Raw genomic sequence first — 23097 nt, forward strand, 5'->3', positions numbered from 1 at the left:
GCCCCCAGCGGCGCCTCCGCCTTCCGCGCCCTGACCCGCACCAGCAGTGGCGGCGCACAACGTGGTGCGGGTTCAGGCGCGGGAGCCTCTGGCGCCGGCAAGGGCGCCGTTCCGTTGTGCCCACCCGTTCCGCCCCTTGCGGAACGCCTGCCCACAACGGGGTGGGCGCCGACCCCGGCGGGGCGCCCGTCAGCGGGTGCCGTACACCGGGTGCGGGGGCTCCGCGGCGGCCAGGAGCTTCAGGGCCGTCTCCCCCGCCTCCGTCGCCGTCCACCGCCCGCCCTTGTCCGCCGTCGGGCCCGGCCGCCAGCCCTCCATGACCGTGATCCGGCCCGCCTCGGCCTCGAAGACGCGCCCCGTGACGCCGGCGGAGGCCGCGGAGCCCAGCCAGACCACGAGGGGGGAGACGTTCTCCGGGGCCATCGCGTCGAAGCCTGCCCCCGAAGGCGCGGCCATCGTCTCGGCGAACGTCTGCTCGGTCATCCGGGTCCGGGCCGCGGGCGCGATCGCGTTGACCTGGACCCCGTACCGGCCCATCTCGGCCGCGGCGACGAGCGTGAGGCCGACGATCCCGGCCTTCGCGGCGGAGTAGTTGCCCTGGCCGACGCTGCCGAGCAGCCCCGCGCCGGAGCTGGTGTTGATCACTCGCGCGACGGGCTCGCGCCCGGCCTTGGCCTCCGCCCGCCAGTACGCGGCGGCATGCTTGAGCGGCAGGAAGTGGCCCTTGAGGTGGACGCGCATGACGGCGTCCCAGTCGTCCTCGTCGAGGTTGACGAGCATGCGGTCGCGGAGGAAGCCGGCGTTGTTGACGAGGGTGTCGAGGCGGCCGAAGGTGTCAAGGGCCGTGGTGACGAGTGAGGCCGCGCCGTCCGTCGTCGCGATGTCGCCGCCGTGGGCGACCGCCTCGCCGCCCGACGCGACGATCTCGTCGACGACCTGCTGGGCGGGCCCCGCCCCGCCTCCGGTGCCGTCGAGGCCGACCCCGAGGTCGTTGACGACGACCTTGGCGCCCTCGGCGGCGAAGGCGAGCGCGTGCGCGCGGCCGAGCCCGCGGCCCGCCCCGGTGACGACGACGACGCGTCCGTTGCACAGTCCGGTCATGGTGAGTGCCTTTCGGTGAGTGGTGGGTTCAGTGGTTGACCGTCGCCGCGTCCAGGAAGGCCGGGCGTTCCCCGGCCCCGTGGACGAGCAGGCTGGCGCCGCTGATGTACGCGGCCCGGTCGGAGGCGAGGAAGACGCAGGCGTCGCCGATGTCGGTGGGCTCGGCGAGCCGGCCGAGGGGCACGGTGCGGCCGACGGAGGCGATGCCGTCCTCGTCCCCGTAGTGCAGGTGGGAGAGTTCGGTGCGCACCATGCCGGGGACGAGTGTGTTGACCCGTACCAGCGGTGCCCATTCCACCGCCATGGAGCGGGCGAGGTTGTCCAGGCCCGCCTTGGCGGCTCCGTAGGCCGCGCTGCCCGGTGAGGGGCGGGTGCCGCTGACGCTGCCGATCATGATGACGGTCCCGCCGCCGGGCTGACGGCGCATCACCTCGTACGCGGCGAGGGAGGCGGTCAGCGGGGCGACGAGGTTCAGTTCGAGGACGCGGGCCTGTTGCTCGGCGCTCCCCTCGTCGAGCATCCGGAACGGGGTTCCGCCGGCGTTGTTGACCAGGACGTCCAGCCTGCCGTGGTCCTCGTGGACCCGGGTGAAGAAGTCCGCGACGGCGGCCGGGTCGCGCAGGTCGACGGGGAGGAAGCGGGCCGTGCGCCCGGCCGCCTCGACGGGCTTCTCGGGGGCGCGTCGCGCGCAGGTCACGACCTCCGCGCCCGCTTCGAGCAGAGCACGGGCGATTCCGGCGCCGACGCCCCGTGTGCCGCCGGTGACGACGGCGACGGATCCCGACAGATCGATGGTGACTGGCAAGGGACACCTCCCGCAGCGCGCGAACCGCTGCTATCTTCCACCTAACAAACGTTTGGTGGAAAGGTAGCTGATCTGCTCATGGGTGTCTCCACCTCCGCCCCGGACAAGGGCATCGCCGTCGTCACCGTCGACTTCCCCCCGGTCAACGCCCTCCCCGTCCAGGGCTGGTACGACCTCGCCGCCGCGGTCCGCGCCGCAGGGGCCGATCCCGAGGTGCGCTGCGTCGTCCTCACCGCGGAGGGCCGCGGCTTCAACGCCGGCGTCGACATCAAGGAGATCCAGCGCACGGCCGGGCACGACGCCCTCCTGGGCGCCAACCGCGGCTGTTACGAGGCCTTCGCCGCCGTCTACGACTGCGAGGTGCCGGTGGTCGCCGCCGTGCACGGCTTCTGCCTCGGCGGCGGCATCGGCCTGGTCGGCAACGCCGACGCGATCGTCGCCTCCGAGGACGCGACCTTCGGCCTGCCCGAGCTGGACCGGGGCGCGCTCGGCGCGGCCACGCACCTGTCCCGGCTGGTCCCGCAGCAGCTGATGCGGGCGCTGTACTACACCTCGCGCACGGTCACCGCCGAGGAGCTGCACCGGCACGGCTCGGTCTGGCGGGTCGTCCCGCGCGAGCGGCTGCTCGACGCGGCGCTCGAACTCGCGCGGGAGATCGCCGCCAAGGACGGGCAGCTGATCCGGCTGGCCAAGGCCGCGATCAACGGCATCGACCCGGTGGACGTCCACCGCAGCTACCGCTTCGAGCAGGGCTTCACCTTCGAGGCCAACCTCAGCGGCGTGGCCGACCGGGTCCGCGACACCTTCGGCAAGGAGAACGCCGTCAAGGCAGACAAGGAGCAGCAGTCATGAGCAGGGACAAGACGATGACCGCCGAGGAGGTCGTGGGCCGGCTCCGCAGCGGGATGACGATCGGCATCGGCGGCTGGGGCTCGCGGCGCAAGCCGATGGCCCTGGTACGGGCGCTGCTGCGCTCCGACCTCACCGACCTCACCGTGGTCTCGTACGGCGGCCCGGACGTCGGGCTGCTCGCCGCGGCCGGGAAGATACGCAAGCTGGTCGCGGCCTTCGCCACGCTCGACTCCGTCCCCCTGGAGCCGCACTTCGGCGCGGCCCGGCAGCGCGGTGACTTCGAGCTGGTGGAGCTGGACGAGGCCATGGTGATGTGGGGCCTGACCGCCGCCGTGCACCGCCTGCCCTTCATGCCGATCCGGGCCGGGCTCGCCTCGGACGTGATGACCGTCAACCCCTCGCTGCGGACGGTCACCTCCCCGTACGACGACCGCGAGGAGCTCGTCGCCGTCCCCGCGCTGCACCTGGACGCCGCGCTCGTCCACCTCAACCGCGCCGACGTGCACGGCAACGGCCAGTACCTGGGCCCCGACCCGTACTTCGACGACCTGTTCTGCGAGGCCGCCGACGCCGCGTACGTCTCCTGCGAGCGGATCGTGGAGACCTCGGAGCTGCTCAAGGACGCGGGGCCGCAGTCGCTGCTGCTCAAGCGGGCGTTCGTCGACGGTGTCGTGGAGGCCCCGAACGGCGCGCACTTCACCTCCTGCGCCCCGGACTACGACCGGGACGAGGCCTTCCAGCGCGCCTACGTCAAGGCGGCCCGGGACCCGGAGGCCTGGCGGGAGTTCACCGCCCGGTTCCTGTCCGGGGACGAGGACGCCTACCAGGCCGCGGTCGCGGCCTTCCAGAAGGAGGAAGCGTGAGCGGCACCGACAGCACCACGACGGCGGCCACGCGTGCCGAGTACTGCGTCGTCGCCTGCGCCGAGGCGTGGCGGGACGCGGGCGAGGTCCTGGCCAGCCCGATGGGCACCGTCCCGATGATCGGCGCCCGGCTCGCGAAGCTCACCTTCTCCCCCGACCTGCTGCTGACCGACGGGGAGGCGCTGCTCGTCGCCGACGTGCCGGCGGTCGGCGCCGCACCCCGGGTGGTGGAGGGCTGGCTGCCGTACCGGCAGCACCTGGCCATGGTCGCCACCGGGCGCCGGCACGTGATGATGGGCGCGAGCCAGCTCGACCGGTACGGCAACCAGAACATCAGCTGCATCGGCGACTGGGCGCGGCCGAAGCGCCAGCTCCTCGGCGTGCGCGGCGCACCGGTCAACACCCTGAACAACCCGACCAGTTACTGGGTCCCCAAGCACTCGACGCGCGTCTTCGTCGAGCGGGTCGACATGGTCTCCGGCGTCGGCTACGACCGGGCGGCCGCGGCCGGCCCCTCCGCGACCCGCTACCACCGCCTCCCGGACGTCATCAGCGACCTCGGCGTCTTCGACTTCGAGACCCCGGACCGCACCATGCGGCTGCGTTCGCTGCACCCCGGCGTGACGGTCGAGGAGGTCCTCGCGGCGACCGGTTTCGCGCTGACCGTGCCCGACGAGGTGCCATACACCCGTGAGCCCACCGCCGAGGAACTCCGGCTGATCCGCGAGGAGATCGACCCGAAGGGGCTGCGCGACCGGGAGGTCCCCTCATGAGCGACGTCACCCTCGCGACGCCGCTGACCGAACTCGTCGGGGTGCGCCACCCCGTCGTGCAGACCGGCATGGGGTGGGTGGCCGGTCCCCGCCTGGTCTCGGCCACCGCCGACGCCGGGGCGCTCGGGATCCTGGCCTCGGCGACGATGACCGTCGACCAGCTCCGCTCCGCGGTGCGTGAGGTCAAGTCCCGTACGGACGCGCCCTTCGGCGTGAACCTGCGCGCGGATGCCGGGGACGCCGCCGAGCGCGTGCGGATCATCATCGACGAGGGTGTGAAGGTCGCCTCCTTCGCGCTCGCGCCGTCCCGCGAGCTGATCGCGCGGCTCAAGGACGCGGGGGTCGTCGTGATCCCCTCCATCGGGGCCAGGCGGCACGCCGAGAAGGTAGCGGCCTGGGGCGCCGACGCGGTGATCGTGCAGGGCGGGGAGGGCGGCGGCCACACCGGCAGCGTCGCCACCACCGTCCTGCTGCCGCAGGTCGTGGACGCCGTGGACATCCCGGTCGTCGCGGCCGGCGGCTTCCACGACGGGCGCGGCCTGGTCGCGGCCCTCGCCTACGGCGCCGCCGGGATCGCCATGGGCACGCGCTTCCTGCTCACCTCCGACAGCACGGTCCCCGACGCGGTGAAGGCCCGCTACCTCGCCGCGGCGGTCACGGACGTCACCGTCACCACGAAGGTGGACGGACTGCCGCACCGGATGCTGCGTACGGAGCTGGTCGACGCCCTGGAGCGCTCGGGCCGGGCCTCCTCGCTCCTTCGGGCGGTCCGGCACGCGGCGGCCTTCCGTCGCGAGTCCGGCATGAGCTGGCCGCAGATGGTCCGTGACGGCCTGGCGATGAAGCACGGCAAGGACCTGACGTGGAGCCAGATCCTGCTGGCGGCCAACACCCCGATGCTGCTCAAGGCGTCCATGGTCGAGGGCCGTACCGATCTGGGCGTGATGGCCTCCGGACAGGTCGCCGGCCTGATCGACGACCTGCCGTCCTGCGCCGAACTCGTCGACCGCCTGATGGCCGAGGCGCAGGCCGCGCTCCGCGCCCTGCCCGCCGTGGACTGACCTGTCACCCGCACGAACGTGTCCGCCGGGGTACCTTCACCCCGGCGGACACGTGTTCCACCTGATCTGACCCGCACCTACCCCGAACGGAACCGCCATGCCGATCCAGCGGCTGAACCACGCCGTCCTCTTCGTCTCCGACCTGGAGCGCAGCCTCGTCTTCTACCGCGACGTCCTCGAATTCCGGCCGCTGCCGCAGGCGTTCCCCGGGGCGGCCTTCCTCCAGGCGGCGGGCTCCGCCAACGACCACGACCTCGGTCTGTTCCAGTCCCCCGAGCCGGGCTCCGGGCGCACCGGGCGGGTCGGCCTGTACCACCTGGCCTGGGAGGTGGACACCCTGGCCGAGCTGCGGCGCATGCGGACCCGCCTGGCGGAGGCGGACGCCCTGACCGGGGCGAGCAACCACGCCTCCACGAAGGCGCTGTACGCCCGGGACCCGGACGGCATCGAGTTCGAGGTGTGCTGGCTGGTCCCCGACGCGGCGGTGGTCAAGGAGCTGTCGACGATGACCTCGCCCACCCTCCCGCTGGACATCGAGGCGGAGATCGAGGCGTACGGTGCGGAGACCCCGGGAGGCCCCCGCACCGATCACGCGGTCTGGCAACAGCTCTTCGGCGGCGACTTCGGGAACGTCACAGACGCTCGATGATCGTCACGTTCGCCTGACCACCGCCCTCGCACATCGTCTGGAGGCCGTAGCGGCCGCCGGTGCGCTCCAGTTCGTGGAGCAGGGTGGTGGTCAGCTTGGTGCCGGTCGCGCCGAGGGGGTGGCCGAGGGCGATGGCGCCGCCGTTGACGTTGACCTTCTCCGGGTCGGCGCCGGTCTCTTTCAGCCAGGCGAGGACGACCGAGGCGAAGGCCTCGTTGATCTCCACCAGGTCGATGTCGTCGAGCGTCATTCCGGCCTTCTTCAGCGCGTACGCCGTCGCCGGGATGGGGGCGGACAGCATGCGGATCGGGTCCTCGCCCCGGACGGACAGGTGGTGGACCCGGGCGCGCGGCGTCAGTCCGTGCTCGCGTACGGCGCGTTCCGAGGCGATCAGCATCGCCGAGGCGCCGTCGGAGACCTGCGAGGAGACCGCGGCGGTCAGCCGGCCGCCCTCGACCAGCGGCTTCAGGCCGGCCATCTTCTCCAGGGTGGTGTCGCGGCGCGGGCCCTCGTCGGTGGTGACGTCCCCGTACGGGACGATCTCGCGGTCGAAGCGGCCCTCGTCGATGGCGCGGGCGGCCCGCTGGTGCGAACGCAGGGCGAACTCCTCCATGTCCCGGCGGGAGATGTCCCACTTGGCGGCGATGAGCTCGGCACCGTGGAACTGGTTGACCGGCTGGTCGCCGTAGCGGGCGCGCCAGCCCTCGGACCCGATGTACGGGCCCTCGGTGAGGCCGAGCGGGTCGGCGGCCTGGCGGCTGGCGAAGGCGATGGGGATCATCGACATGTTCTGCACGCCGCCGGCGACCACCAGGTCCTGGGTGCCGGACAGGACGCCCTGCGCGGCGAAGTGCAGGGCCTGCTGGGAGGAGCCGCACTGCCGGTCCACGGTCGTGCCGGGCACCTCCTCGGGCAGTCCGGCGGCCAGCCAGGCGGTGCGGGCTATGTCGCCGGCCTGCGGGCCGACGGTGTCCAGGCAGCCGAAGACGACGTCCTCGACGGCGGCCGGGTCGGCGCCCGAGCGCTCCATGAGCGCCTTGAGGACATGGGCTCCGAGGTCGGCCGGGTGGACGGCGGAAAGGCCGCCGTTCCGCCGGCCGACCGGGGTGCGTACCGCTTCGACGATGTATGCCTCGGCCATGACGGCTCCTTCTTCTCTGTCCACGATGTCATGTCACGTACGGGTGACGAAGGCGATGCCCTCCAGGACCATGGACAGGTACTGGCGGGCGATCTCCTCCGGGCTGTGCTGTCCGCCCGGCCGGTACCAGGACGCGGCGACCCAGACGGTGTCGCGCACGAAGCGGTAGGTGAGGCGGACGTCGAGGTCGGCGCGGAAGACCCCGGCGGCGACGCCGCGCTCCAGGGTCCCGAGCCAGGCCTTCTCGAACCTGCGCTGCGAGTCGACGAGGTAGCCGAAGCGGGGCTGGTCGACGAGGTGCTGCGACTCCTTCTGGTAGATGGCGACGGCGGCGCGGTGCCGGTCGATCTCGCGGAAGGACTCGGTGACGAGGGCCTCGATGGTCTCGCGGGGACCGAGGTCGGCGTCGAGGACGGCGTCGTACCCCTCCCACAGCTCGTTCAGGAAGGTGGAGAGGATCTCGTCGAGCATCGACTCCTTGGAGTCGAAGTGGTAGTAGAGGCTGCCGGCGAGCATCCCGGCGGCGTCCGCGATCTTGCGGACGGTGGTGGCGTTGTACCCCTGGGCGGCGAAGACCTCGGCCGCCGTGTCGAGGAGTTCACGGCGCCGCTCGGGCCCCCCGCTCACCTGGGTGGTCTTCTTCTTGCTTGCAGTGTTCGGCACGTGCCCATTCTGGTCCCCCGCGCGGCGGCCCGGTCGGGGGTCGGGCTTCCTCGCGGGGCGGACCAGGCGGTTCCGGTGTCTCCCATGACCGCGTCTTCCACGGGTCCGGGAAACACCGGGCACCCGACGACCACTGTCCGGATCGCTCCGGACTCACCCGTGGGTTCAGGCGGTCGCCGCGCGCTCCGCCTTGCTGCGCTCCACGCAGAACTCGTTGCCCTCCGGGTCCTTCAGGGTCGCCCAGCCGGTGCCGTCCGGGTTCCGGTGGTCCTCGAACAGCGTGGCGCCGAGGCCGAGGAGCCGCTCGACCTCCTCGTCCCGGGTGCGGTCCTGCGGCTGGAGGTCGAGGTGGACGCGGTTCTTCACCGACTTCGCGTCGGGGACCTGGATGAAGAGGAGGTTCGCGCCGGGCGACTCGACCGTGGCCCCCGGATCGCCGGGGAAGTCGTCGTCGGCGAGCTTCGCGTCGAGGACGGCTGCCCAGAAGCTCGCCAGGGCGTAGGCGTCGGCGCAGTCGATGGTCACGTGCCGTACGAGAGAAGTCATGGGTGGCATGATCGCCCGCGCCCGCCGCCGCGGGCCACCCCTTTCCCCGACTCTCAGTCGGTGGCGGCGAGTTGCCTGCCCTCGGTGACCGCGACGAGCGAGGAGCGGGCGCCCTGGAGGTCGTGGATCTTCTCGTCGATGGCGTCGAGCCGGGCGACGAGCATCGGGCTGAGGCAGGGCTCGATCTCCGCCTCGCTGCCGCAGACGCGGTCGAGGACCTCGGCGATGCCCCGGGTCGGCAGTCCGGCGCCGAGGAGGGCGCGGATGCGGCGTACGACGGCGGGGGCGTCGGGGCCGTACACCCGCTGCCCGCCGGGGGTGCGCTCCGAGTCGAGGAGGCCCTGCTCCTCGTAGTAGCGGAGCAGCCGGACGCTCACCCCGGTCTCGCGCGCCAGCTCACCGATCCTCATGTGACCCCCCTCACATTCGCCCGTCCGCGTTTGAACCTCACAGGCGTGGCTGCCCCACCGGGCCCCGCACATCCTCCCGATCCCGGGTACGTCCTCGGCGGCCCACCTGGTGGAGAACCTGGGCGCGCTCGACGTCACGCTCACCGAGGAGCAGTTCGCCCGACTGGCCCGAGAGGTCTCATGACCGTACGACGCCCTGGGCGCGGGCCGCGGCGAGCCAGGCGGGGAACTCGGAGACGAGCCGGTCGTACAGCTCCGCGTCCGGGACCCGGCTCGGGTCCTGGCCGACGTGGAAGAAGCCGGCGTTGTCCAGGGGGCGCTTCGCCGGCACGTCCAGCTCGTCGAGCCGGCGCAGGAACTCGAACTGCCGGCTGCCGGGGTCGCCGAAGCCGATGAACTGCCAGAAGATGGGCAGCCGGGCCGCCTTGCAGACGTACCGCTCGGCGGCGAGCTTGTTGATCGGCCCCCCGTCGGTCTGGAAGACGACGAGCGCGGGGGCGGTGGCGCCGCTGTCCAGGTAGTGGTCGATGACGGCGTCCATGGCGAGGTGGTAGCTCGTCTTCCCCATGTGGCCGAGTCCGGCGACGATCCGGTCGATCCTGCCGACGTGGTCGTCGAGCCGGATGTCGGTCTCGGCGTCGATGCCGGTGGAGAAGAAGACCACCGGCACCCGCCCGTCGTCGTCGAGGTGCGCGGAGAGCCCCAACACCCGGTCGGCGAGGGCCTGCACGGTGCCGTTGGCGTAATAGGGCTTCATGGAGCCCGAGTAGTCGACGACGAGGTAGACGGCGACCCGCTGCCCGCTGATCCCGTGCCGTTCGAGGGAGGCTCCGGCCTCCTTGTAGAGGCTCACGAGCGCGGGCGCGGTCTCCTCGACCTTGCGCAGGTTCAGTGCCATCTACCGCTCCCCCTCCAACTCCTCGATGTCCGCGAGCATGGCGTCGGCCAGGTCGCGTTCGGCCGTGTAGTACCGCTCGGCCCAGGCGAGGGTGAGCCGGGGGTACGCCCAGGCCTCGTCCGCCCCCGCGTCCGCCACGTCGGCCTCGGCGCGCTGCCGCATGCGCTCGGCGTACTCCCGGTGCGCGGCCAGGATCTCGCGCATCCGCTCGGGTTCGAGGAGGTGTCCGAGCCAGAGCCGCAGCATCGGCCCGTGCTTGAGGACGGGCGGGTCGAGGGGGGCGGTGCGGGCCCAGGTGCGGATGGCGTCGAGGCCTTCGTCGGTGATCCGGTAGACGCGCTTGTCGCGGGTGCCGACCTCGGGGGCGACGAGCCGCGAGGTGGCGTAGCCGCTGTTCTCCAGGCGCTTGAGCTCGCTGTAGATCTGGCTGAAGGAAGGGCTCCAGTAGAAGAGGCCGAGGGATCGGTCGGCCCACTTCTTGACGTCGTAGCCGGACAACTCCCGTCCGTGGGAGAGCAGTCCGAGCACCGCCCAGCTGGTCGCGGGAAGTCCTGGCACGCTCTCTCGGTCCACCACGGACGGAAGTCTACGGCCCTTCCCCCTGGCGGCCATGCCTGCTAGAAGTATTTCGATTAGGCATAGCAGCCGGTCTTCCCCGGGAGGAGCGTCCCGTGAAGTTCTCCATGATCTTCGAAGCACAGCTCGTCGACCCGACCCCCGCCCGCGAACACCAGGTCCTCCACGACTGCGTCGAACAGGCCGTACTCGCCGAGGAGATGGGCTTCGACCGGATCTGGGCGGTCGAGCACCACTCCCTCGTCCAGTACGCCCACATGAGCGCGTCCGAGATCTTCCTGACCTGGGTCGCGGCCCGCACCCGGACCATCCGCGTCGGCCACGGCGTCGTCACCATGCCCTTCGGCTACCAGCACCCGGTCCGGGTCGCCGAGCGCGCCGCCATGCTCGACGTGCTCTCCGGCGGCCGGGTCGACGTGGGCGCCGGCCGGGGCGCGACCCGCCAGGAGACCCGGATGTTCGGGGTGCGCCCGGAGGACACCCGCCCGCAGACCGAGGAGGCCCTGCGGATCTTCGCCTCGGCCTGGCGGGAGCCGGAGTTCGAGTGGCACGGCACCCTGGACATCGGACCCGGCGCGGTCCTCCCCCGCCCCGTACAGACCCCGCATCCGCCGCTCTTCATGGCCTGCTCGCAGCACGACTCCCTCCGGCAGGCCGCCGAACTCGGCATCGGCGCCCTGGTGATGGGCTTCGCGGGCGCCGAGGACGTGCGGGCGATGCGCGCGGTGTACGACCAGGCCCTCGCCTCCAGGGACGGCTCCCGGTTCGTCTCCACGGAGGTCAACGACCACTTCTCCGCCCTCTGCCCGACGATCGTCCTCGACGACGCCGCCCGCGCGCTCCGCCTCGGCACCCGGGGCCAGCGCTTCTTCGCCGAGTCGATCGCCCACTGGTACGGCGGCGCGCCCGCCCCGACGGGCTACGCGGACGACGAGGACCACAGCGGGGCGCTCGACGAGCAGCGGCGGAAGCTGATCGCCCGCCTGCACGAGGCGGACATCCCCGCCCGCCCGGTCGACACGGGCACGTACAACACCGACCACGCCTACGGGGACGCGGCGACGGCGATCGCCTACGTCGAGCGGCTCCGGGAGATCGGCGTGGACGAGGTGATGTGCCTGATCCAGATGGGCACGGTGCCGCAGGAGGTCTGCCTGGAGACGATCCGGCAGTGGGGCGAACACGTCATCCCGCACTTCCGCGCGCCGGGGGCGTCCGCGGCGGACTCCGCCTGAAACCGCGTCCTCGGACGCGCGTCGGCGAGCACCTCACGGAGCCCCGGCGCCGCGTCCGAGAACACCTCGCGGAGCCCTGGCACCGCTTCCGAGAGCACCTCGCGGAGCCCCGGCGCCGCGTCCGAGGGTCGATCGCGGGAGCCGTGCCGAGGTCACAGCAAGCGGTCGACCAGCCCGTCGACGTAGTCCGGGGTGAGCGGGACCATGCCGAACAGGACGCGGATGTACATCGGGGCCATGATGTGGTCCAGCACGTCGGACGCGTCGAGTGCGCGCTCGCCGCGTTCGCGGGCGCGGTCGAGCATGGACTGCAGCTGCCGGGTGCGTTCGCCGCGGAGGACGTCGGCCGCCTGCAGGCCCTGCGGACCGTTGCTCGACAGGGCGACGGCCAGGCGGACCAGCGCCAGACCGTCGGGGCCGGTGATCTCGCGGGCGACCTGGGCCGCGTACGTGCGCAGGTCGCCGGCGAGGCTCCCGGTGTCGGGCATCGGCGACCGCGCGTTGAGGCGGGTGAGCGTCACGTCGGTGAGCAGGGCCTCCAGGGTGCCCCACCGGCGGTAGACGCTGCTGTCGGCCACGCCCGCGCGGGCTGCGACCTCGCCGACGGTGAAGTTGCCGTAGCCGCGTTCGCTGATCAGGTCGGTGACGGCCTGGTGCACCTGCGCGCCGATGCGGGCGCTGCGCCCTCCGGGTCGCCGGGCTCGCTGTCGCTCGTTCATTCCACCACCTTAACGCAGCCGACACTTGCGTTTGTGAGGCGATCCTCCCTACAGTCACCTAACGCAGCCGCTGACTGCTTTAGGGCGTCCGGGGGCTGACCGCGCCGACACGGAGAGGCGCGACCGACGACGGAGAGGAACCCCCGTGGCTGCATCGCCTGCGGTCTCAGGCAGTGGAGGAAACCGGGCCGTGCTGCTCGCGGTGACCTGCCTGGGCCAGTTCATGGTCCTGCTCGACAACACGGTCGTCGGAGCGGCGCTGCCCGACATGCAGCACCGGCTGCACACTCAACTGACCGGTCTGCAATGGATCGTCGACGCGTACGTCCTGCTGGTCGCCATGCTGCTGCTGTCGGGCGGTGTCTTCGCCGACCGGTTCGGCCGCAAGCGGGTCTACCTGACCGGCGTGGCGGTGTTCACCGCCGCGTCGGTGCTGTGCAGCCTCGCGCCCTCGCTCGGCTGGCTGGTCGTCGGCCGGGTGCTGCAGGGCATCGGGGCCGCGGCGCTGAGCCCTGCCTCGCTCGCCCTGCTCACCGCCGCCCACCCCGTACCGCAAGAACGGATGAAGGCGATCGGGCTGTGGGCCGGACTCAGCGGAATCGGCCTGGCCGCGGGCCCCGTGGCCGGCGGAGTGCTGACGGACGCCTTCGGCTGGCCCGCCATCTTCCTGGTCAACCTGCCCATCGGCGTGGTCCTTCTGCTGGTCGGTCTGCGCAGCCTCGAAGAGACCCGCAATCCGGGCGCCCCCGCGATCGACGTCCCGGGGACGGTGCTGTCCGCTCTGGGGGTGGGGGCGCTGACCTACGGGCTGATCGAGGGCGGCGCCCGCGGCTGGACGTCACCGGTGATCCTGGGCGGCTTCGCCGCCGCGGCGGTCCTCCTCGGCGCCTTCGTCGCCGTCGAAGCGCGTCGCTCCGCACCGATGCTGCCGCTGCGGCTGTTCCGCCGGCGCCTGTTCACCGTGTCCAACACCGCCATGGTCGTGGTGGGGTTCGCGCTCATGGGCTCGTCGTTCTTCTTCTCCCAGTTCTTCGTGTACGTCCAGGGCAGCTCGATCCTGCGCGCCGGCCTGCAGACCCTGCCGCTGTCCCTCGCCATGGTGGTCGTCAGCCCGTACGCGGGCCGGCTCGCCGCCCGGTACGGCTTCCGCGTCGTGGTCACCACCGGCCTGGCCCTGGCCGGCCTGGGACTGCTTGCGCTCGGCACGGTGCACGCCGACACCGGCTACGGGAACGTGTGGTGGCGGCTGGGAGTCACCGGCATCGGCTTCGCCCTGACCATGTCCCCCCTGACGGGAGCCGCCATCCAGGCGGTCAGCCCGCAGGAGGGCGGCCTCGCCTCGGGCATCAGCAGCACCACCCGGCAGATCGGTGCGGTACTCGGCGTGGCGGTGCTCGGAGCCGTCGTCCGCGCCCGGGAATCCGACGGCGCCTCCTTCGGGGCCGGCCTCGACAGCGCCTTCGCCACGGCCGGTGCCATCACCTTGGCCACCGCCGTGTTCACCGGCCTGTGGCTGGCGGGGGCCAAGCCCGCGAAGGGCTCCGCGGCCCCGCGACGTTCCACCTCTTCGGATGCGGTCACCACCTCGGACAAGGCGTCCGCGAACAGCCCGAACTAGACCAGGAGCCTCCCCACCGCTGTCGGCCGCGGTGAGCACGTCCTCTCCCCGCGGGACACACCCCGCACCGACGAACACGCGGAAGCGCCCATCGGCCGGGACCCTTCGACCGTGCGGCAGCCCAACGCGCACCGACGGGCACCGGCATCTCCCCCGACGGACCTTCGCGCACCCGCACCACACGCGCCGCAGCGCCCACCCAGTCGTCCGGTCGGGGACATTCGGGGGGCGCTGCGCTCAGTTCCGTACGTCGTTGTACGGGACGTTCTCGGGGGCCGGTCAGACCGTCAGGGCACGGTCCGTCGGGCGGATCGGGGCCGGCAGGGAGCTGGCTCCGGTCAGGTAGCGGTCCACGCCGCGGGCGGCGGAGCGGCCCTCGGCGATGGCCCAGACGATGAGGGACTGGCCGCGGCCGGCGTCACCGGCGACGAACACGCCGTCGACGTTGGTGGCGAAGTCCGCGTCGCGGGCGATGTTGCCCCGCTCGTCGAGCTCCAGGCCGAACTGCGCGACCAGGCCGTTCTCCACGTCCGTGCCGGTGAAGCCCATCGCGAGCGTGACCAGCTGGGCGGGGATCTTCCGCTCCGTGCCCGGCTTCTGGGTCAGCTTGCCGTCGACGAACTCGACCTCGACGAGGTGGAGGAACTGGACGTTGCCGTCCTCGTCGCCCTCGAAGTGGGTGGTGGAGACGGAGTAGACCCGCTCGCCGCCCTCCTCGTGCGCCGAGGTGACCTTGTAGAGCATGGGGAAGGTCGGCCAGGGCTGGCCGGCGTTCCGCTCGTCGCCCGGCTTGGGCATGATCTCCAGCTGCGTGACCGAGGCCGCGCCCTGGCGGTGGGCGGTGCCGACGCAGTCCGCGCCGGTGTCGCCGCCGCCGATGACGACGACGTGCTTGCCCTCGGCGGTGATCGGCGGGGCCACGAAGTCGCCCTCGACGACCTTGTTGGCGAGCGGCAGGTACTCCATCGCCTGGTGGATGCCGTTCAGCTCCCGGCCCGGGACGGGCAGGTCGCGGGCGGTGGTGGCGCCGGCGGCGATGACGACCGCGTCGTACCGGTTGCGCAGCGCCGTCGCCGGCATGTCGCGGCCGATCTCGACGCCCGTGCGGAACTTGGTGCCCTCCGCGCGCATCTGCTCGATGCGGCGGTTGATGTGCCGCTTCTCCATCTTGAACTCGGGGATGCCGTAGCGGAGGAGGCCTCCGATGCGGTCCGCGCGCTCGTAGACGGCGACGGTGTGGCCGGCCCGGGTCAGCTGCTGGGCGGCGGCCAGACCGGCGGGGCCGGAGCCGATGACGGCGACGGTCTTGCCGGAGAGGCGGTCGGGCGCCTGCGGCTTGACGTCGTTGGCGTCCCAGGCCTTGTCGATGATGGAGACTTCGACGTTCTTGATGGTGACGGCCGGCTGGTTGATGCCGAGCACACACGCCGACTCGCACGGCGCCGGGCACAGGCGGCCGGTGAACTCCGGGAAGTTGTTGGTGGCGTGCAGGCGCTCCTGCGCCGCCGACCAGTCCTCGCGGTAGGCGTAGTCGTTCCACTCGGGGATCAGGTTCCCGAGGGGGCAGCCGTTGTGGCAGAACGGGATGCCGCAGTCCATGCAGCGGCCGGCCTGCTTGCTGATGATCGGAAGCAGGGAACCGGGGACGTAGACCTCGTTCCAGTCCCTGACGCGCTCTTCCACCGGTCGGGTCTGGGCGACTTCGCGCCCGGTGGTCAGGAAGCCCTTGGGGTCAGCCATGGGACGCAGCCTCCATCATCTTCTCGGTGGTCTCGGTCTCGGAGAGACCGGCGAGCTCAGCGGCGTCCTTGGCGGCGAGCACTGCCTTGTACGTGGTGGGGATGATCTTGCTGAACCGGGCCGCCGCGGCGTCCCAGTCGGCGAGGAGCTTCTCGGCGACCGTGGAGCCGGTCTCCTCGAAGTGGCGGCGCACGACGTCGTGCAGCCAGGTCCTGTCGGTGTCCGACAGGGCCTCGATCGCCTCCAGGTTCCCGGAGTTGACGTTGTCCCGGTCGAGGTCGATCACGTAGGCGACACCGCCCGACATGCCGGCCGCGAAGTTGCGGCCCGTCTCGCCGAGGACGACCGCCGTGCCACCGGTCATGTACTCGCAGCCGTGGTCGCCCACGCCCTCCGAGACGACCAGGGCACCGGAGTTGCGGACGCAGAAGCGCTCGCCGGTGCGGCCGCGGAGGAACAGCTCGCCGCCGGTGGCGCCGTAGCCGATCGTGTTGCCCGCGATGGTGGAGTACTCGGCCAGGTGGTCGGCGCCCCGGTCCGGGCGGACGATGACGCGGCCGCCGGAGAGGCCCTTGCCGACGTAGTCGTTGGCGTCGCCCTCCAGACGGAGGGTGACACCGGTCGGCAGGAAGGCGCCGAAGGACTGGCCGGCGGAGCCGGTGAAGGTGATGTCGATGGTGTCGGCCGGGAGGCCGGCGCCGCCGAACTTCTTCGTCACCTGGTGGCCGAGCATCGTGCCGACGGTGCGGTTGATGTTGCGGATCGGGACCTGGGCGCGGACCGGCTGGGCCTCCTCGGCGGAGGCGGCGTTCAGGGCCTCGGCGGCGAGCTCGATCAGCTCGTTGTCGAGGGCCTTCTCCAGGCCGTGGTCCTGCTCGACCCGGGCGTGGCGGACCGCGCCCTCGGGCAGCTCGGGCACGTAGAAGAGCGGCTCCAGGTCGAGGCCCTGCGCCTTCCAGTGCGTGACCGCGCGGCTGGTGTCGAGCAGCTCGGCGTGGCCGACGGCCTCTTCGAGGGTGCGGAAGCCCAGCTCGGCGAGGAGCTCGCGGACCTCCTCGGCGATGAACTCGAAGAAGTTGACGACGAACTCGGGCTTGCCGGAGAAGCGGTCGCGCAGGACCGGGTTCTGGGTGGCGATGCCGACCGGGCAGGTGTCGAGGTGGCAGACGCGCATCATGACGCAGCCGGAGACGACGAGCGGGGCGGTCGCGAAACCGAACTCCTCGGCGCCGAGCAGCGCGGCGATGATCACGTCGCGGCCGGTCTTCAGCTGGCCGTCGGTCTGGACGACGATCCGGTCGCGCAGGCCGTTGAGCAGCAGCGTCTGCTGGGTCTCGGCGAGGCCGAGCTCCCAGGGGCCGCCCGCGTGCTTCAGGGAGGTCAGCGGGGAGGCGCCCGTACCGCCGTCGTGGCCGGAGATGAGGACGACGTCCGCGTGGGCCTTGGAGACACCGGCGGCGACCGTGCCGACGCCGACCTCGGAGACCAGCTTCACGTGGATGCGGGCGACCGGGTTGGCGTTCTTGAGGTCGTGGATCAGCTGGGCCAGGTCCTCGATGGAGTAGATGTCGTGGTGCGGCGGCGGCGAGATGAGGCCGACGCCGGGCGTCGAGTGACGCGTCTTGGCGACCCACGGGTAGACCTTGTGGCCGGGCAGCTGGCCACCCTCGCCGGGCTTGGCGCCCTGGGCCATCTTGATCTGGATGTCGTCGGCGTTGACCAGGTACTCGCTGGTGACGCCGAAGCGGCCGGAGGCGACCTGCTTGATCGCGGAGCGGCGCGCCGGGTCGTACAGGCGCTCCGGGTCCTCGCCGCCCTCACCGGTGTTGGACTTGGCGCCCAGCTGGTTCATGGCGACGGCGAGCGTCTCGTGCGCCTCGCGGGAGATGGAGCCGTACGACATGGCGCCGGTGGAGAAGCGCTTGACGATCTCGGAGACCGGCTCGACCTCGTCGATGGAGATCGGGGTACGGCCCTCGGTGGCGAAGCCGAAGAGGCCGCGGAGCGTCATGAGGCGCTCGGACTGCTCGTTCACCCGGTCCGTGTACTTCTTGAAGATGTCGTACCGCTTGGTGCGCGTGGCGTGCTGCAGGCGGAAGACGGTCTCCGGGTCGAACAGGTGCGGCTCGCCCTCGCGGCGCCACTGGTACTCGCCGCCGATCTCCAGGGCGCGGTGCGCCGAGGGGACGCCGGAGACGGGGTACGCCTTGGCGTGGCGGGCGGCGACCTCCTTGGCGACGACGTCGAGGCCGGCGCCGCCGATCTTGGTGGCCGTGCCGTTGAAGTACGTGGCGACGAAGGTCTCGTCGAGGCCGACGGCCTCGAAGACCTGGGCGCCGCGGTAGGAGGCGACGGTGGAGATGCCCATCTTGGACATGACCTTGAGGACGCCCTTGCCGAGCGCGTAGATCAGGTTCCGGATGGCCTGCTCGGGCTCCAGGCCCTCGATGAAGGTGCCGGCGCGGACCAGGTCCTCGACCGACTCCATCGCCAGGTACGGGTTGACCGCCGCGGCGCCGTAGCCGATGAGCAGGGCGACGTGGTGGACCTCGCGGACGTCGCCGGCCTCGACGAGCAGACCCACCTTGGTGCGCTGCTTGGTGCGGATGAGGTGGTGGTGGACGGCCGCGGTCAGCAGCAGCGAGGGGATCGGCGCGTGCTCGGCGTCGGAGTGCCGGTCGGAGAGCACGATCAGGCGGGCGCCGCCCTCGATGGCGGTGTCGGCCTCGGCGCAGATGGCGTCGATGCGGGCGGCGAGGGCGTCGCCGCCGCCGGAGACCCGGTAGAGGCCGGAGAGGGTCGCGGCCTTCATGCCGGGCATGTCGCCGTCGGCGTTGATGTGGATGAGCTTGGCCAGCTCGTCGTTGTCGATCACCGGGAAGGGCAGGGTGACGCTGCGACACGACACGGCGGTCGGTTCGAGGAGGTTGCCCTGCGGGCCGAGGGAGGACCGCAGCGAGGTGACGAGCTCCTCGCGGATGGCGTCGAGCGGCGGGTTCGTGACCTGCGCGAAGAGCTGCGTGAAGTAGTCGAAGAGCAGCCGCGGGCGGGCGGACAGGGCCGCGATCGGCGAGTCCGTGCCCATGGAGCCGAGCGGCTCGCCGCCGGTGCGGGCCATCGGGGCGAGGATGACGCGGAGCTCTTCCTCGGTGTAGCCGAAGGTCTGCTGGCGGCGGGTGACCGAGGCGTGGGTGTGCACGATGTGCTCGCGCTCGGGGAGGTCGGAGAGCTCGATCTCGCCGGTCTCCAGCCACTCCTCGTAGGGGTGCTCGGCGGCGAGGGCGGCCTTGATCTCGTCGTCCTCGACGATGCGGTGCTCGGCGGTGTCGACGAGGAACATCTTGCCGGGCTGGAGGCGGCCCTTGCGGACGACCTTGGCGGGGTCGATGTCGAGGACGCCGACCTCGGAGGAGAGGACGACGAGGCCCTCGTCGGTGACCCAGTAGCGGCCGGGGCGCAGACCGTTGCGGTCGAGGACCGCGCCGACCTGGACGCCGTCGGTGAAGGTGACGCAGGCCGGGCCGTCCCAGGGCTCCATCATCGTGGAGTGGTACTGGTAGAAGGCGCGGCGGGCCGGGTCCATGGTCTCGTGGTTCTCCCACGCCTCCGGGACCATCATCAGGACCGCGTGCGGCAGGGAGCGGCCGCCGAGGTGGAGGAGCTCCAGGACCTCGTCGAAGGAGGCCGAGTCGGAGGCGTCCGGGGTGCAGATCGGGAAGATCCGCTCCAGGGAGCCCTCACCGAAGACGGTGGAGTCGAGCTGCGCCTCGCGGGCGGTCATCCAGTTCCGGTTGCCCTTGACGGTGTTGATCTCACCGTTGTGGGCGACGAAGCGGTACGGGTGGGCCAGCGGCCAGCTCGGGAAGGTGTTGGTGGAGAACCGGGAGTGGACCAGGGCCACGGCGGTGGCGCAGCGGCGGTCCGACAGGTCCGGGAAGAAGGGCTCCAGCTGGCCGGTGGTCAGCATGCCCTTGTAGACGATGGTGCGGGCGGAGAGCGACGGGAAGTACGTCGCGGCCTCGCGCTCGGCGCGCTTGCGCAGCACGAAGGCCTTGCGGTCGAGCGCGATGCCCGTGTGCTCTCCGTCGGCGACGAAGAGCTGGCGGAAGACCGGCATGGTGGCGCGGGCGGAGGCGCCGAGCAGCTCGGGGGCGACGGGGACCTCGCGCCAGCCGAGGACGGTGAGGCCCTCTTCGGCGGCGATCGTCTCGATCTTCGCGGCGGTCTCGTCGGTGCCGTCCTCGGGGAGGAAGGCGATGCCGACGGCGTAGGCGCCGGCCTCGGGGAGCGCGAATCCGGCGACCTCGCGGAGGAAGGCGTCCGGGACCTGGAGCAGGATGCCGGCGCCGTCGCCGGAGTCGGGCTCGGAGCCGGTGGCGCCGCGGTGTTCGAGGTTGCGCAGTACGGTCAGCGCCTGCTCGACCAGCGCGTGGCTGGCTACACCGGTGAGGGTGGCCACGAACCCGACACCGCAGGCGTCGTGTTCGTTACGGGGGTCGTACATCCCCTGCGGAGCGGGGCGACCGTCCATGGGCGACCAGGCGTCGGAACGCATCGGCTCTCCCGTCGTCGTCGTGGCATATGCAACTGCCGAGGGACGACGTTGGCCCTCCGCGAAATTTCGTGCAGGTTACATGATGGCTGGCTTCTCGCGAAGTGGATAGCTCATTCCAGCATGCGGACATCACCGATACGGAGCGGTGGTGTGGGTTCACCTGTGGGGTGCGGCGACAGGGGCTGCCCCGCGGGGGACGGATCGGGGGTCCGAAGGATCTTCGGGGCTCCGGCGACCCGTCGCTGAGAGTGGGCTTCGTTGCCCGATGACGCTCAGGCCTCTTTCCCGTTGGTCACGGGTTCGAAACCGCCGGGTAACCGGCTACATATGTGACGTCATGCATAGTGTCTCATCGCCACGGTGGAATGGACCAGGGATATACGTCACAGCCGTTCCATGGCCTATGTCCAGAAAAGGGACCCCGAAATGACCGAGAGGCCCCTTTCGAGGGCCTCTCGGTCTTGTGCGGGGGTACGGAATCCGTACCGCCGAAGTACGAAATCCGTACCGGTTCCGCCGGGCTACAAGGCGGCCCCGAAGAGCATGCCGAGCCCGTACGTGACGGCCGCGGCGGCACCGCCCAGGACGAGCTGGCGCATGCCACTGAAGAGCCAGCCGCGGGCGGTCACCCGGGCCACCAGGGCGCCGCAGGCGAAGAGCCCGAGGAGCGCGAGCAGCACGGCGGGCCAGAGCGCGGTCGCCCCGAGCAGGTACGGCAGGACGGGGAGGAGCGCGCCGAGCGCGAAGGAGCCGAAGGACGAGACGGCGGCGACCAGCGGCGACGGCAGGTCGTCCGGGTCGATGCCGAGCTCCTCGCGGGCGTGGATCTCCAGGGCCTGCTCGGGGTCCTTCGACAGCTGCATCGCGACCTCGCGGGCGAGCGCGGGCTCGACGCCCCGGGAGACGTAGAGCGCGGCGAGCTCCTCCATCTCGTCGACGGGGTGCTTGCGCAACTGGCGGCGCTCGACGTCCAGTTCCGCCTGGACGAGCTCGCGCTGCGAGGCGACGGAGGTGTACTCGCCGGCCGCCATGGAGAAGGCGCCGGCCGCGAGGCCCGCGAGGCCGGTGATGACGACGGTCCCCGAGGAGACCGCGCCGCCGGCGACACCGGTCATCAGGGCGAGGTTGGAGACGAGTCCGTCCATCGCGCCGAACACCGCCGGGCGCAGCCAACCGCCGTTCACGTCACGGTGCGTGTGGTTGTCGCGGTGAGCCTCGTGCAGTGGCGCCTGGGCTTCGATGATGGACATGGTTCTCCCCTCGTTCCGGCGGGCCGGGCTGCACCCGCCGCCCCAACGTCCTCGAAAATACGCCCGATGTAAGGGGCGCGCCAGCAAGGTAGGCCGTACTTACTAAGGCCCGCCTCAGTGAGGGCACCCCAACCTGGCGGGGTGTCAGCCGGGTGACAGAGACGTTTCTTCGGCGAGTTCGCGGCCCGTGGTGGCACAGATCCAGGCATCGGGGCGCCGCCGTCGGCGCCTCCACCGAGGAAGGGGCGCGAGATGGTGAACAGCACGGCCTGCGACACGCGTGAACGGGCGAGAGGGGCGCTCCTCGGCCTCGCCGTCGGCGACGCGCTCGGCGCCCCCGCCGAGAACATGAAGCCCTCCGAGATCCGCCGCCGCTGGGGCCGCATCGAGGGCTTCGTGACGGACAGTCCGGCGGGCACGGACGACACGGAGTACGCGATCTTCTCGGCGCTGCTCCTCGCCCGGCACGGCTCGGCCCTCACCGTCCACCACGTCGAACGGGCCTGGCACCACTGGATCGCCGACCTCGACGAAGGCCCCTTCCGCGGCGCGGGCTTCTCGGAGCGCGGCACCCTGGAGAACCTCCGCCGGGGCCTGGCGGCCCCCATCTCGGCCCAGCACCGCCACGCGTGGAGCGACGGCCTCGCGATGCGCGCGGCACCCTTCGGGGTCTTCGCCGCCGGACGCCCGGCGGAGGCGGCGCGCCTCGTCGCGATCGACGGCAGCGTCAGCCACGACGGGGAGGGCATCTACGGGGGCCAGGCGGTGGCGGCGGGAGTGGCGGCGGCGATGACGGGAGCGACGGTCACATCGGTGATCGCAGCGGCCCTGTCGGTCGTCCCCATGGACTCCTGGACGGCCCGCTCGCTGCGCCGCGCAGTCGTCGCGGCCCAGCGCGTCCAGCCGAACCCGCTCACCCGCGAACGCCAGGTCCGCTCGGCGGTCGTCATCGGCGGCTACCCCTGGACGGACCTGGCCCCGGAGGCGGTGGGCCTGGCGTTCGGCGCCTTCGCGGCGGCCCGCGGCGACTTCCGCACGGCGGTCCTGACGGCCGTCAACATGGGCCGCGACGCCGACACGACGGCAGCGGTGGCGGGCGCGCTCGCGGGCGCGGCGGGCGGCGTGAACGCGATCCCACCCGACTGGGCCAAGGCCATCGCCCCGGTGACGGGCAGCTGCCTCCCGTCGATGCGCGGCTACCACGTCCTGGACGTAGCAGACCTCCTGACCCCGGAGGAGGCGGCATGAGCGCGGACGTGACGACGACCGCGCCCGAAGCCGCCGCGGACACCGCGTGCCTCGCGGACGCCGCTGCCCTCGCAGGCGCCGCGGGCGCTTCGGACGCCGTTGGCTTCGCGGGCGCCGCGGGCGCTGCCGCCCCCGCCGTCGGCGAGGCCCCCAGGGCGGAGACCATCGCCGCCCCCGCCATGGGCAATCGTTCCGCAGGGCAAGGGGCGTCCCCCCTGCTCGAACGAAGCCGAGAGCTCGGGGGAGGGTGGGCACAGCCCCCGGTGCCGGGTCCCACAGAGCATCGGTCGCCGGGGCGGAACCCGGCACCGGGGGCTGTGCCCACCCTCCCCCGAGCTCTCGGCTTCGTTCGAGCAGGGGGGACGCCCCTTGCCCTGCGGAACGATTGCCCATG

General features: G+C 72.0%; 21 protein-coding genes. 9 read left to right on the forward strand and 12 right to left on the reverse strand.

Features of this window, described 5'->3' with window-relative positions; translation table 11 throughout:
- Positions 1-189 precede the first annotated feature (189 nt).
- Both CCN56_RS25235 and CCN56_RS25240 read right to left on the reverse strand, forming a co-directional pair.
- On the reverse strand, positions 190-1101 hold the full coding sequence (locus CCN56_RS25235) for an SDR family oxidoreductase (protein WP_086830259.1): 912 nt from the start codon (positions 1099-1101) through the stop codon (positions 190-192).
- A 28-nt stretch (positions 1102-1129) separates the two neighbouring features.
- Positions 1130-1906, reverse strand: coding sequence for an SDR family oxidoreductase (locus tag CCN56_RS25240; protein ID WP_086830261.1), 777 nt, complete (start codon positions 1904-1906; stop codon positions 1130-1132).
- A 78-nt stretch (positions 1907-1984) separates the two neighbouring features.
- Here CCN56_RS25240 and CCN56_RS25245 point away from each other — a divergent pair, with 78 nt between their 5' ends.
- The 5 genes from CCN56_RS25245 (at position 1985) to CCN56_RS25265 (ending at position 6104) form a co-directional block, all read left to right on the forward strand.
- Entirely contained in the window at positions 1985-2758 is a 774-nt protein-coding gene (locus CCN56_RS25245; protein WP_086830263.1) for an enoyl-CoA hydratase family protein, read from the forward strand.
- Positions 2755-3621, forward strand: a complete 867-nt coding sequence (locus CCN56_RS25250; RefSeq protein WP_086830265.1) for a CoA transferase subunit A — start codon at positions 2755-2757, stop codon at positions 3619-3621. The genes CCN56_RS25245 and CCN56_RS25250 overlap by 4 nt, the downstream gene beginning before the upstream one ends.
- Positions 3618-4394, forward strand: a complete 777-nt coding sequence (locus tag CCN56_RS25255; protein ID WP_086830267.1) for a CoA-transferase subunit beta — start codon at positions 3618-3620, stop codon at positions 4392-4394. The genes CCN56_RS25250 and CCN56_RS25255 overlap by 4 nt, the downstream gene beginning before the upstream one ends.
- Positions 4391-5455 carry a nitronate monooxygenase family protein gene (locus CCN56_RS25260; RefSeq protein ID WP_086830269.1) on the forward strand — a complete coding sequence of 355 codons (1065 nt, stop codon included), beginning with the start codon at positions 4391-4393 and terminating at the stop codon, positions 5453-5455. Before CCN56_RS25255 ends, CCN56_RS25260 begins: the two co-directional genes overlap by 4 nt.
- A 97-nt stretch (positions 5456-5552) precedes the next feature.
- Entirely contained in the window at positions 5553-6104 is a 552-nt protein-coding gene (locus CCN56_RS25265; protein ID WP_086830271.1) for a VOC family protein, read from the forward strand.
- Here CCN56_RS25265 and CCN56_RS25270 read toward each other — a convergent pair.
- From CCN56_RS25270 to CCN56_RS25285, 4 genes are all read right to left on the reverse strand, one after another.
- Complete coding sequence (locus CCN56_RS25270; RefSeq protein ID WP_041132812.1) at positions 6088-7245, reverse strand: acetyl-CoA C-acetyltransferase; 1158 nt, start codon at positions 7243-7245, stop codon at positions 6088-6090. The two genes, CCN56_RS25265 and CCN56_RS25270, sit on opposite strands and share 17 nt — an antisense overlap.
- 33 nt (positions 7246-7278) lie before the next feature.
- On the reverse strand, positions 7279-7908 hold the full coding sequence (locus tag CCN56_RS25275; protein ID WP_086830272.1) for a TetR/AcrR family transcriptional regulator: 630 nt from the start codon (positions 7906-7908) through the stop codon (positions 7279-7281).
- A 165-nt stretch (positions 7909-8073) separates the two neighbouring features.
- Positions 8074-8454 (reverse strand): VOC family protein, encoded by a 381-nt coding sequence (locus CCN56_RS42710; RefSeq protein ID WP_143664619.1) that lies wholly within the window; start codon positions 8452-8454, stop codon positions 8074-8076.
- A 53-nt stretch (positions 8455-8507) separates the two neighbouring features.
- Positions 8508-8864 (reverse strand): MerR family transcriptional regulator, encoded by a 357-nt coding sequence (locus CCN56_RS25285; protein WP_086830276.1) that lies wholly within the window; start codon positions 8862-8864, stop codon positions 8508-8510.
- Between the two features lie 49 nt (positions 8865-8913).
- Between CCN56_RS25285 and CCN56_RS42065 the strand changes: the two genes are divergently transcribed.
- Positions 8914-9048: an aldo/keto reductase gene (locus CCN56_RS42065; protein ID WP_107484224.1), complete on the forward strand. Its 135-nt coding sequence runs from the start codon at positions 8914-8916 to the stop codon at positions 9046-9048.
- Here CCN56_RS42065 and CCN56_RS25290 read toward each other — a convergent pair.
- On the reverse strand, positions 9043-9762 hold the full coding sequence (locus tag CCN56_RS25290) for a VWA domain-containing protein (protein WP_086830278.1): 720 nt from the start codon (positions 9760-9762) through the stop codon (positions 9043-9045). The genes CCN56_RS42065 and CCN56_RS25290 overlap by 6 nt on opposite strands.
- On the reverse strand, positions 9763-10338 hold the full coding sequence (locus CCN56_RS25295) for a PadR family transcriptional regulator (protein ID WP_256962130.1): 576 nt from the start codon (positions 10336-10338) through the stop codon (positions 9763-9765).
- 95 nt (positions 10339-10433) lie between these two features.
- Between CCN56_RS25295 and CCN56_RS25300 the strand changes: the two genes are divergently transcribed.
- On the forward strand, positions 10434-11573 hold the full coding sequence (locus CCN56_RS25300; protein WP_086830282.1) for an LLM class flavin-dependent oxidoreductase: 1140 nt from the start codon (positions 10434-10436) through the stop codon (positions 11571-11573).
- Positions 11574-11725: 152 nt separating this feature from the next.
- Here the strand turns inward: CCN56_RS25300 and CCN56_RS25305 are convergent, their stop codons facing one another.
- The gene (locus tag CCN56_RS25305) at positions 11726-12292 is read right to left on the reverse strand and encodes a TetR/AcrR family transcriptional regulator (RefSeq protein ID WP_086830284.1); all 567 of its coding nucleotides are present in this window, start codon (positions 12290-12292) and stop codon (positions 11726-11728) included.
- Between the two features lie 145 nt (positions 12293-12437).
- Between CCN56_RS25305 and CCN56_RS25310 the strand changes: the two genes are divergently transcribed.
- Positions 12438-13910, forward strand: coding sequence for an MFS transporter (locus CCN56_RS25310; RefSeq protein WP_086830286.1), 1473 nt, complete (start codon positions 12438-12440; stop codon positions 13908-13910).
- A 279-nt stretch (positions 13911-14189) separates the two neighbouring features.
- Here the strand turns inward: CCN56_RS25310 and CCN56_RS25315 are convergent, their stop codons facing one another.
- The 3 genes from CCN56_RS25315 to CCN56_RS25325 all read right to left on the reverse strand — a co-directional run bounded on the left by CCN56_RS25315 (position 14190) and on the right by CCN56_RS25325 (position 21455).
- On the reverse strand, positions 14190-15650 hold the full coding sequence (locus CCN56_RS25315) for a glutamate synthase subunit beta (protein ID WP_086830287.1): 1461 nt from the start codon (positions 15648-15650) through the stop codon (positions 14190-14192).
- Positions 15643-20205, reverse strand: coding sequence for a glutamate synthase large subunit (gltB, locus tag CCN56_RS25320; RefSeq protein WP_086830289.1), 4563 nt, complete (start codon positions 20203-20205; stop codon positions 15643-15645). The genes CCN56_RS25315 and gltB overlap by 8 nt, the downstream gene beginning before the upstream one ends.
- 521 nt (positions 20206-20726) lie before the next feature.
- A complete protein-coding gene (locus CCN56_RS25325; protein ID WP_086830291.1) occupies positions 20727-21455 on the reverse strand; it encodes a VIT1/CCC1 transporter family protein in 729 nt (242 codons plus the stop codon).
- 252 nt (positions 21456-21707) lie between these two features.
- On the opposite strand from CCN56_RS25325, the gene CCN56_RS25330 reads away from it, so the two are divergent.
- Positions 21708-22703: an ADP-ribosylglycohydrolase family protein gene (locus CCN56_RS25330; RefSeq protein WP_086830293.1), complete on the forward strand. Its 996-nt coding sequence runs from the start codon at positions 21708-21710 to the stop codon at positions 22701-22703.
- Positions 22704-23097 lie beyond the last annotated feature (394 nt).

Origin of the sequence: Streptomyces sp. NRRL B-24572, assembly GCF_002156145.1 — a bacterium.
In the GTDB taxonomy this organism is placed as follows: Bacteria; Actinomycetota; Actinomycetes; order Streptomycetales; family Streptomycetaceae; genus Streptomyces; species Streptomyces vietnamensis.

Bases quoted from the DNA above. Each gene is read 5' to 3' on its own strand.
- CCN56_RS25235 (WP_086830259.1), bottom strand. From the start codon at position 1,101: ATGACCGGACTGTGCAACGGACGCGTCGTCGTCGTCACCGGGGCGGGC.
- CCN56_RS25245 (WP_086830263.1), top strand. From the start codon at position 1,985: ATGGGTGTCTCCACCTCCGCCCCGGACAAGGGCATCGCCGTCGTCACC.
- CCN56_RS25250 (WP_086830265.1), top strand. From the start codon at position 2,755: ATGAGCAGGGACAAGACGATGACCGCCGAGGAGGTCGTGGGCCGGCTC.
- CCN56_RS25260 (WP_086830269.1), top strand. From the start codon at position 4,391: ATGAGCGACGTCACCCTCGCGACGCCGCTGACCGAACTCGTCGGGGTG.
- CCN56_RS25265 (WP_086830271.1), top strand. From the start codon at position 5,553: ATGCCGATCCAGCGGCTGAACCACGCCGTCCTCTTCGTCTCCGACCTG.
- CCN56_RS25270 (WP_041132812.1), bottom strand. From the start codon at position 7,245: ATGGCCGAGGCATACATCGTCGAAGCGGTACGCACCCCGGTCGGCCGG.
- CCN56_RS42710 (WP_143664619.1), bottom strand. From the start codon at position 8,454: ATGACTTCTCTCGTACGGCACGTGACCATCGACTGCGCCGACGCCTAC.
- CCN56_RS25285 (WP_086830276.1), bottom strand. From the start codon at position 8,864: ATGAGGATCGGTGAGCTGGCGCGCGAGACCGGGGTGAGCGTCCGGCTG.
- CCN56_RS25290 (WP_086830278.1), bottom strand. From the start codon at position 9,762: ATGGCACTGAACCTGCGCAAGGTCGAGGAGACCGCGCCCGCGCTCGTG.
- CCN56_RS25305 (WP_086830284.1), bottom strand. From the start codon at position 12,292: ATGAACGAGCGACAGCGAGCCCGGCGACCCGGAGGGCGCAGCGCCCGC.
- CCN56_RS25315 (WP_086830287.1), bottom strand. From the start codon at position 15,650: ATGGCTGACCCCAAGGGCTTCCTGACCACCGGGCGCGAAGTCGCCCAG.
- gltB (WP_086830289.1), bottom strand. From the start codon at position 20,205: ATGCGTTCCGACGCCTGGTCGCCCATGGACGGTCGCCCCGCTCCGCAG.
- CCN56_RS25325 (WP_086830291.1), bottom strand. From the start codon at position 21,455: ATGTCCATCATCGAAGCCCAGGCGCCACTGCACGAGGCTCACCGCGAC.
- CCN56_RS25330 (WP_086830293.1), top strand. From the start codon at position 21,708: ATGGTGAACAGCACGGCCTGCGACACGCGTGAACGGGCGAGAGGGGCG.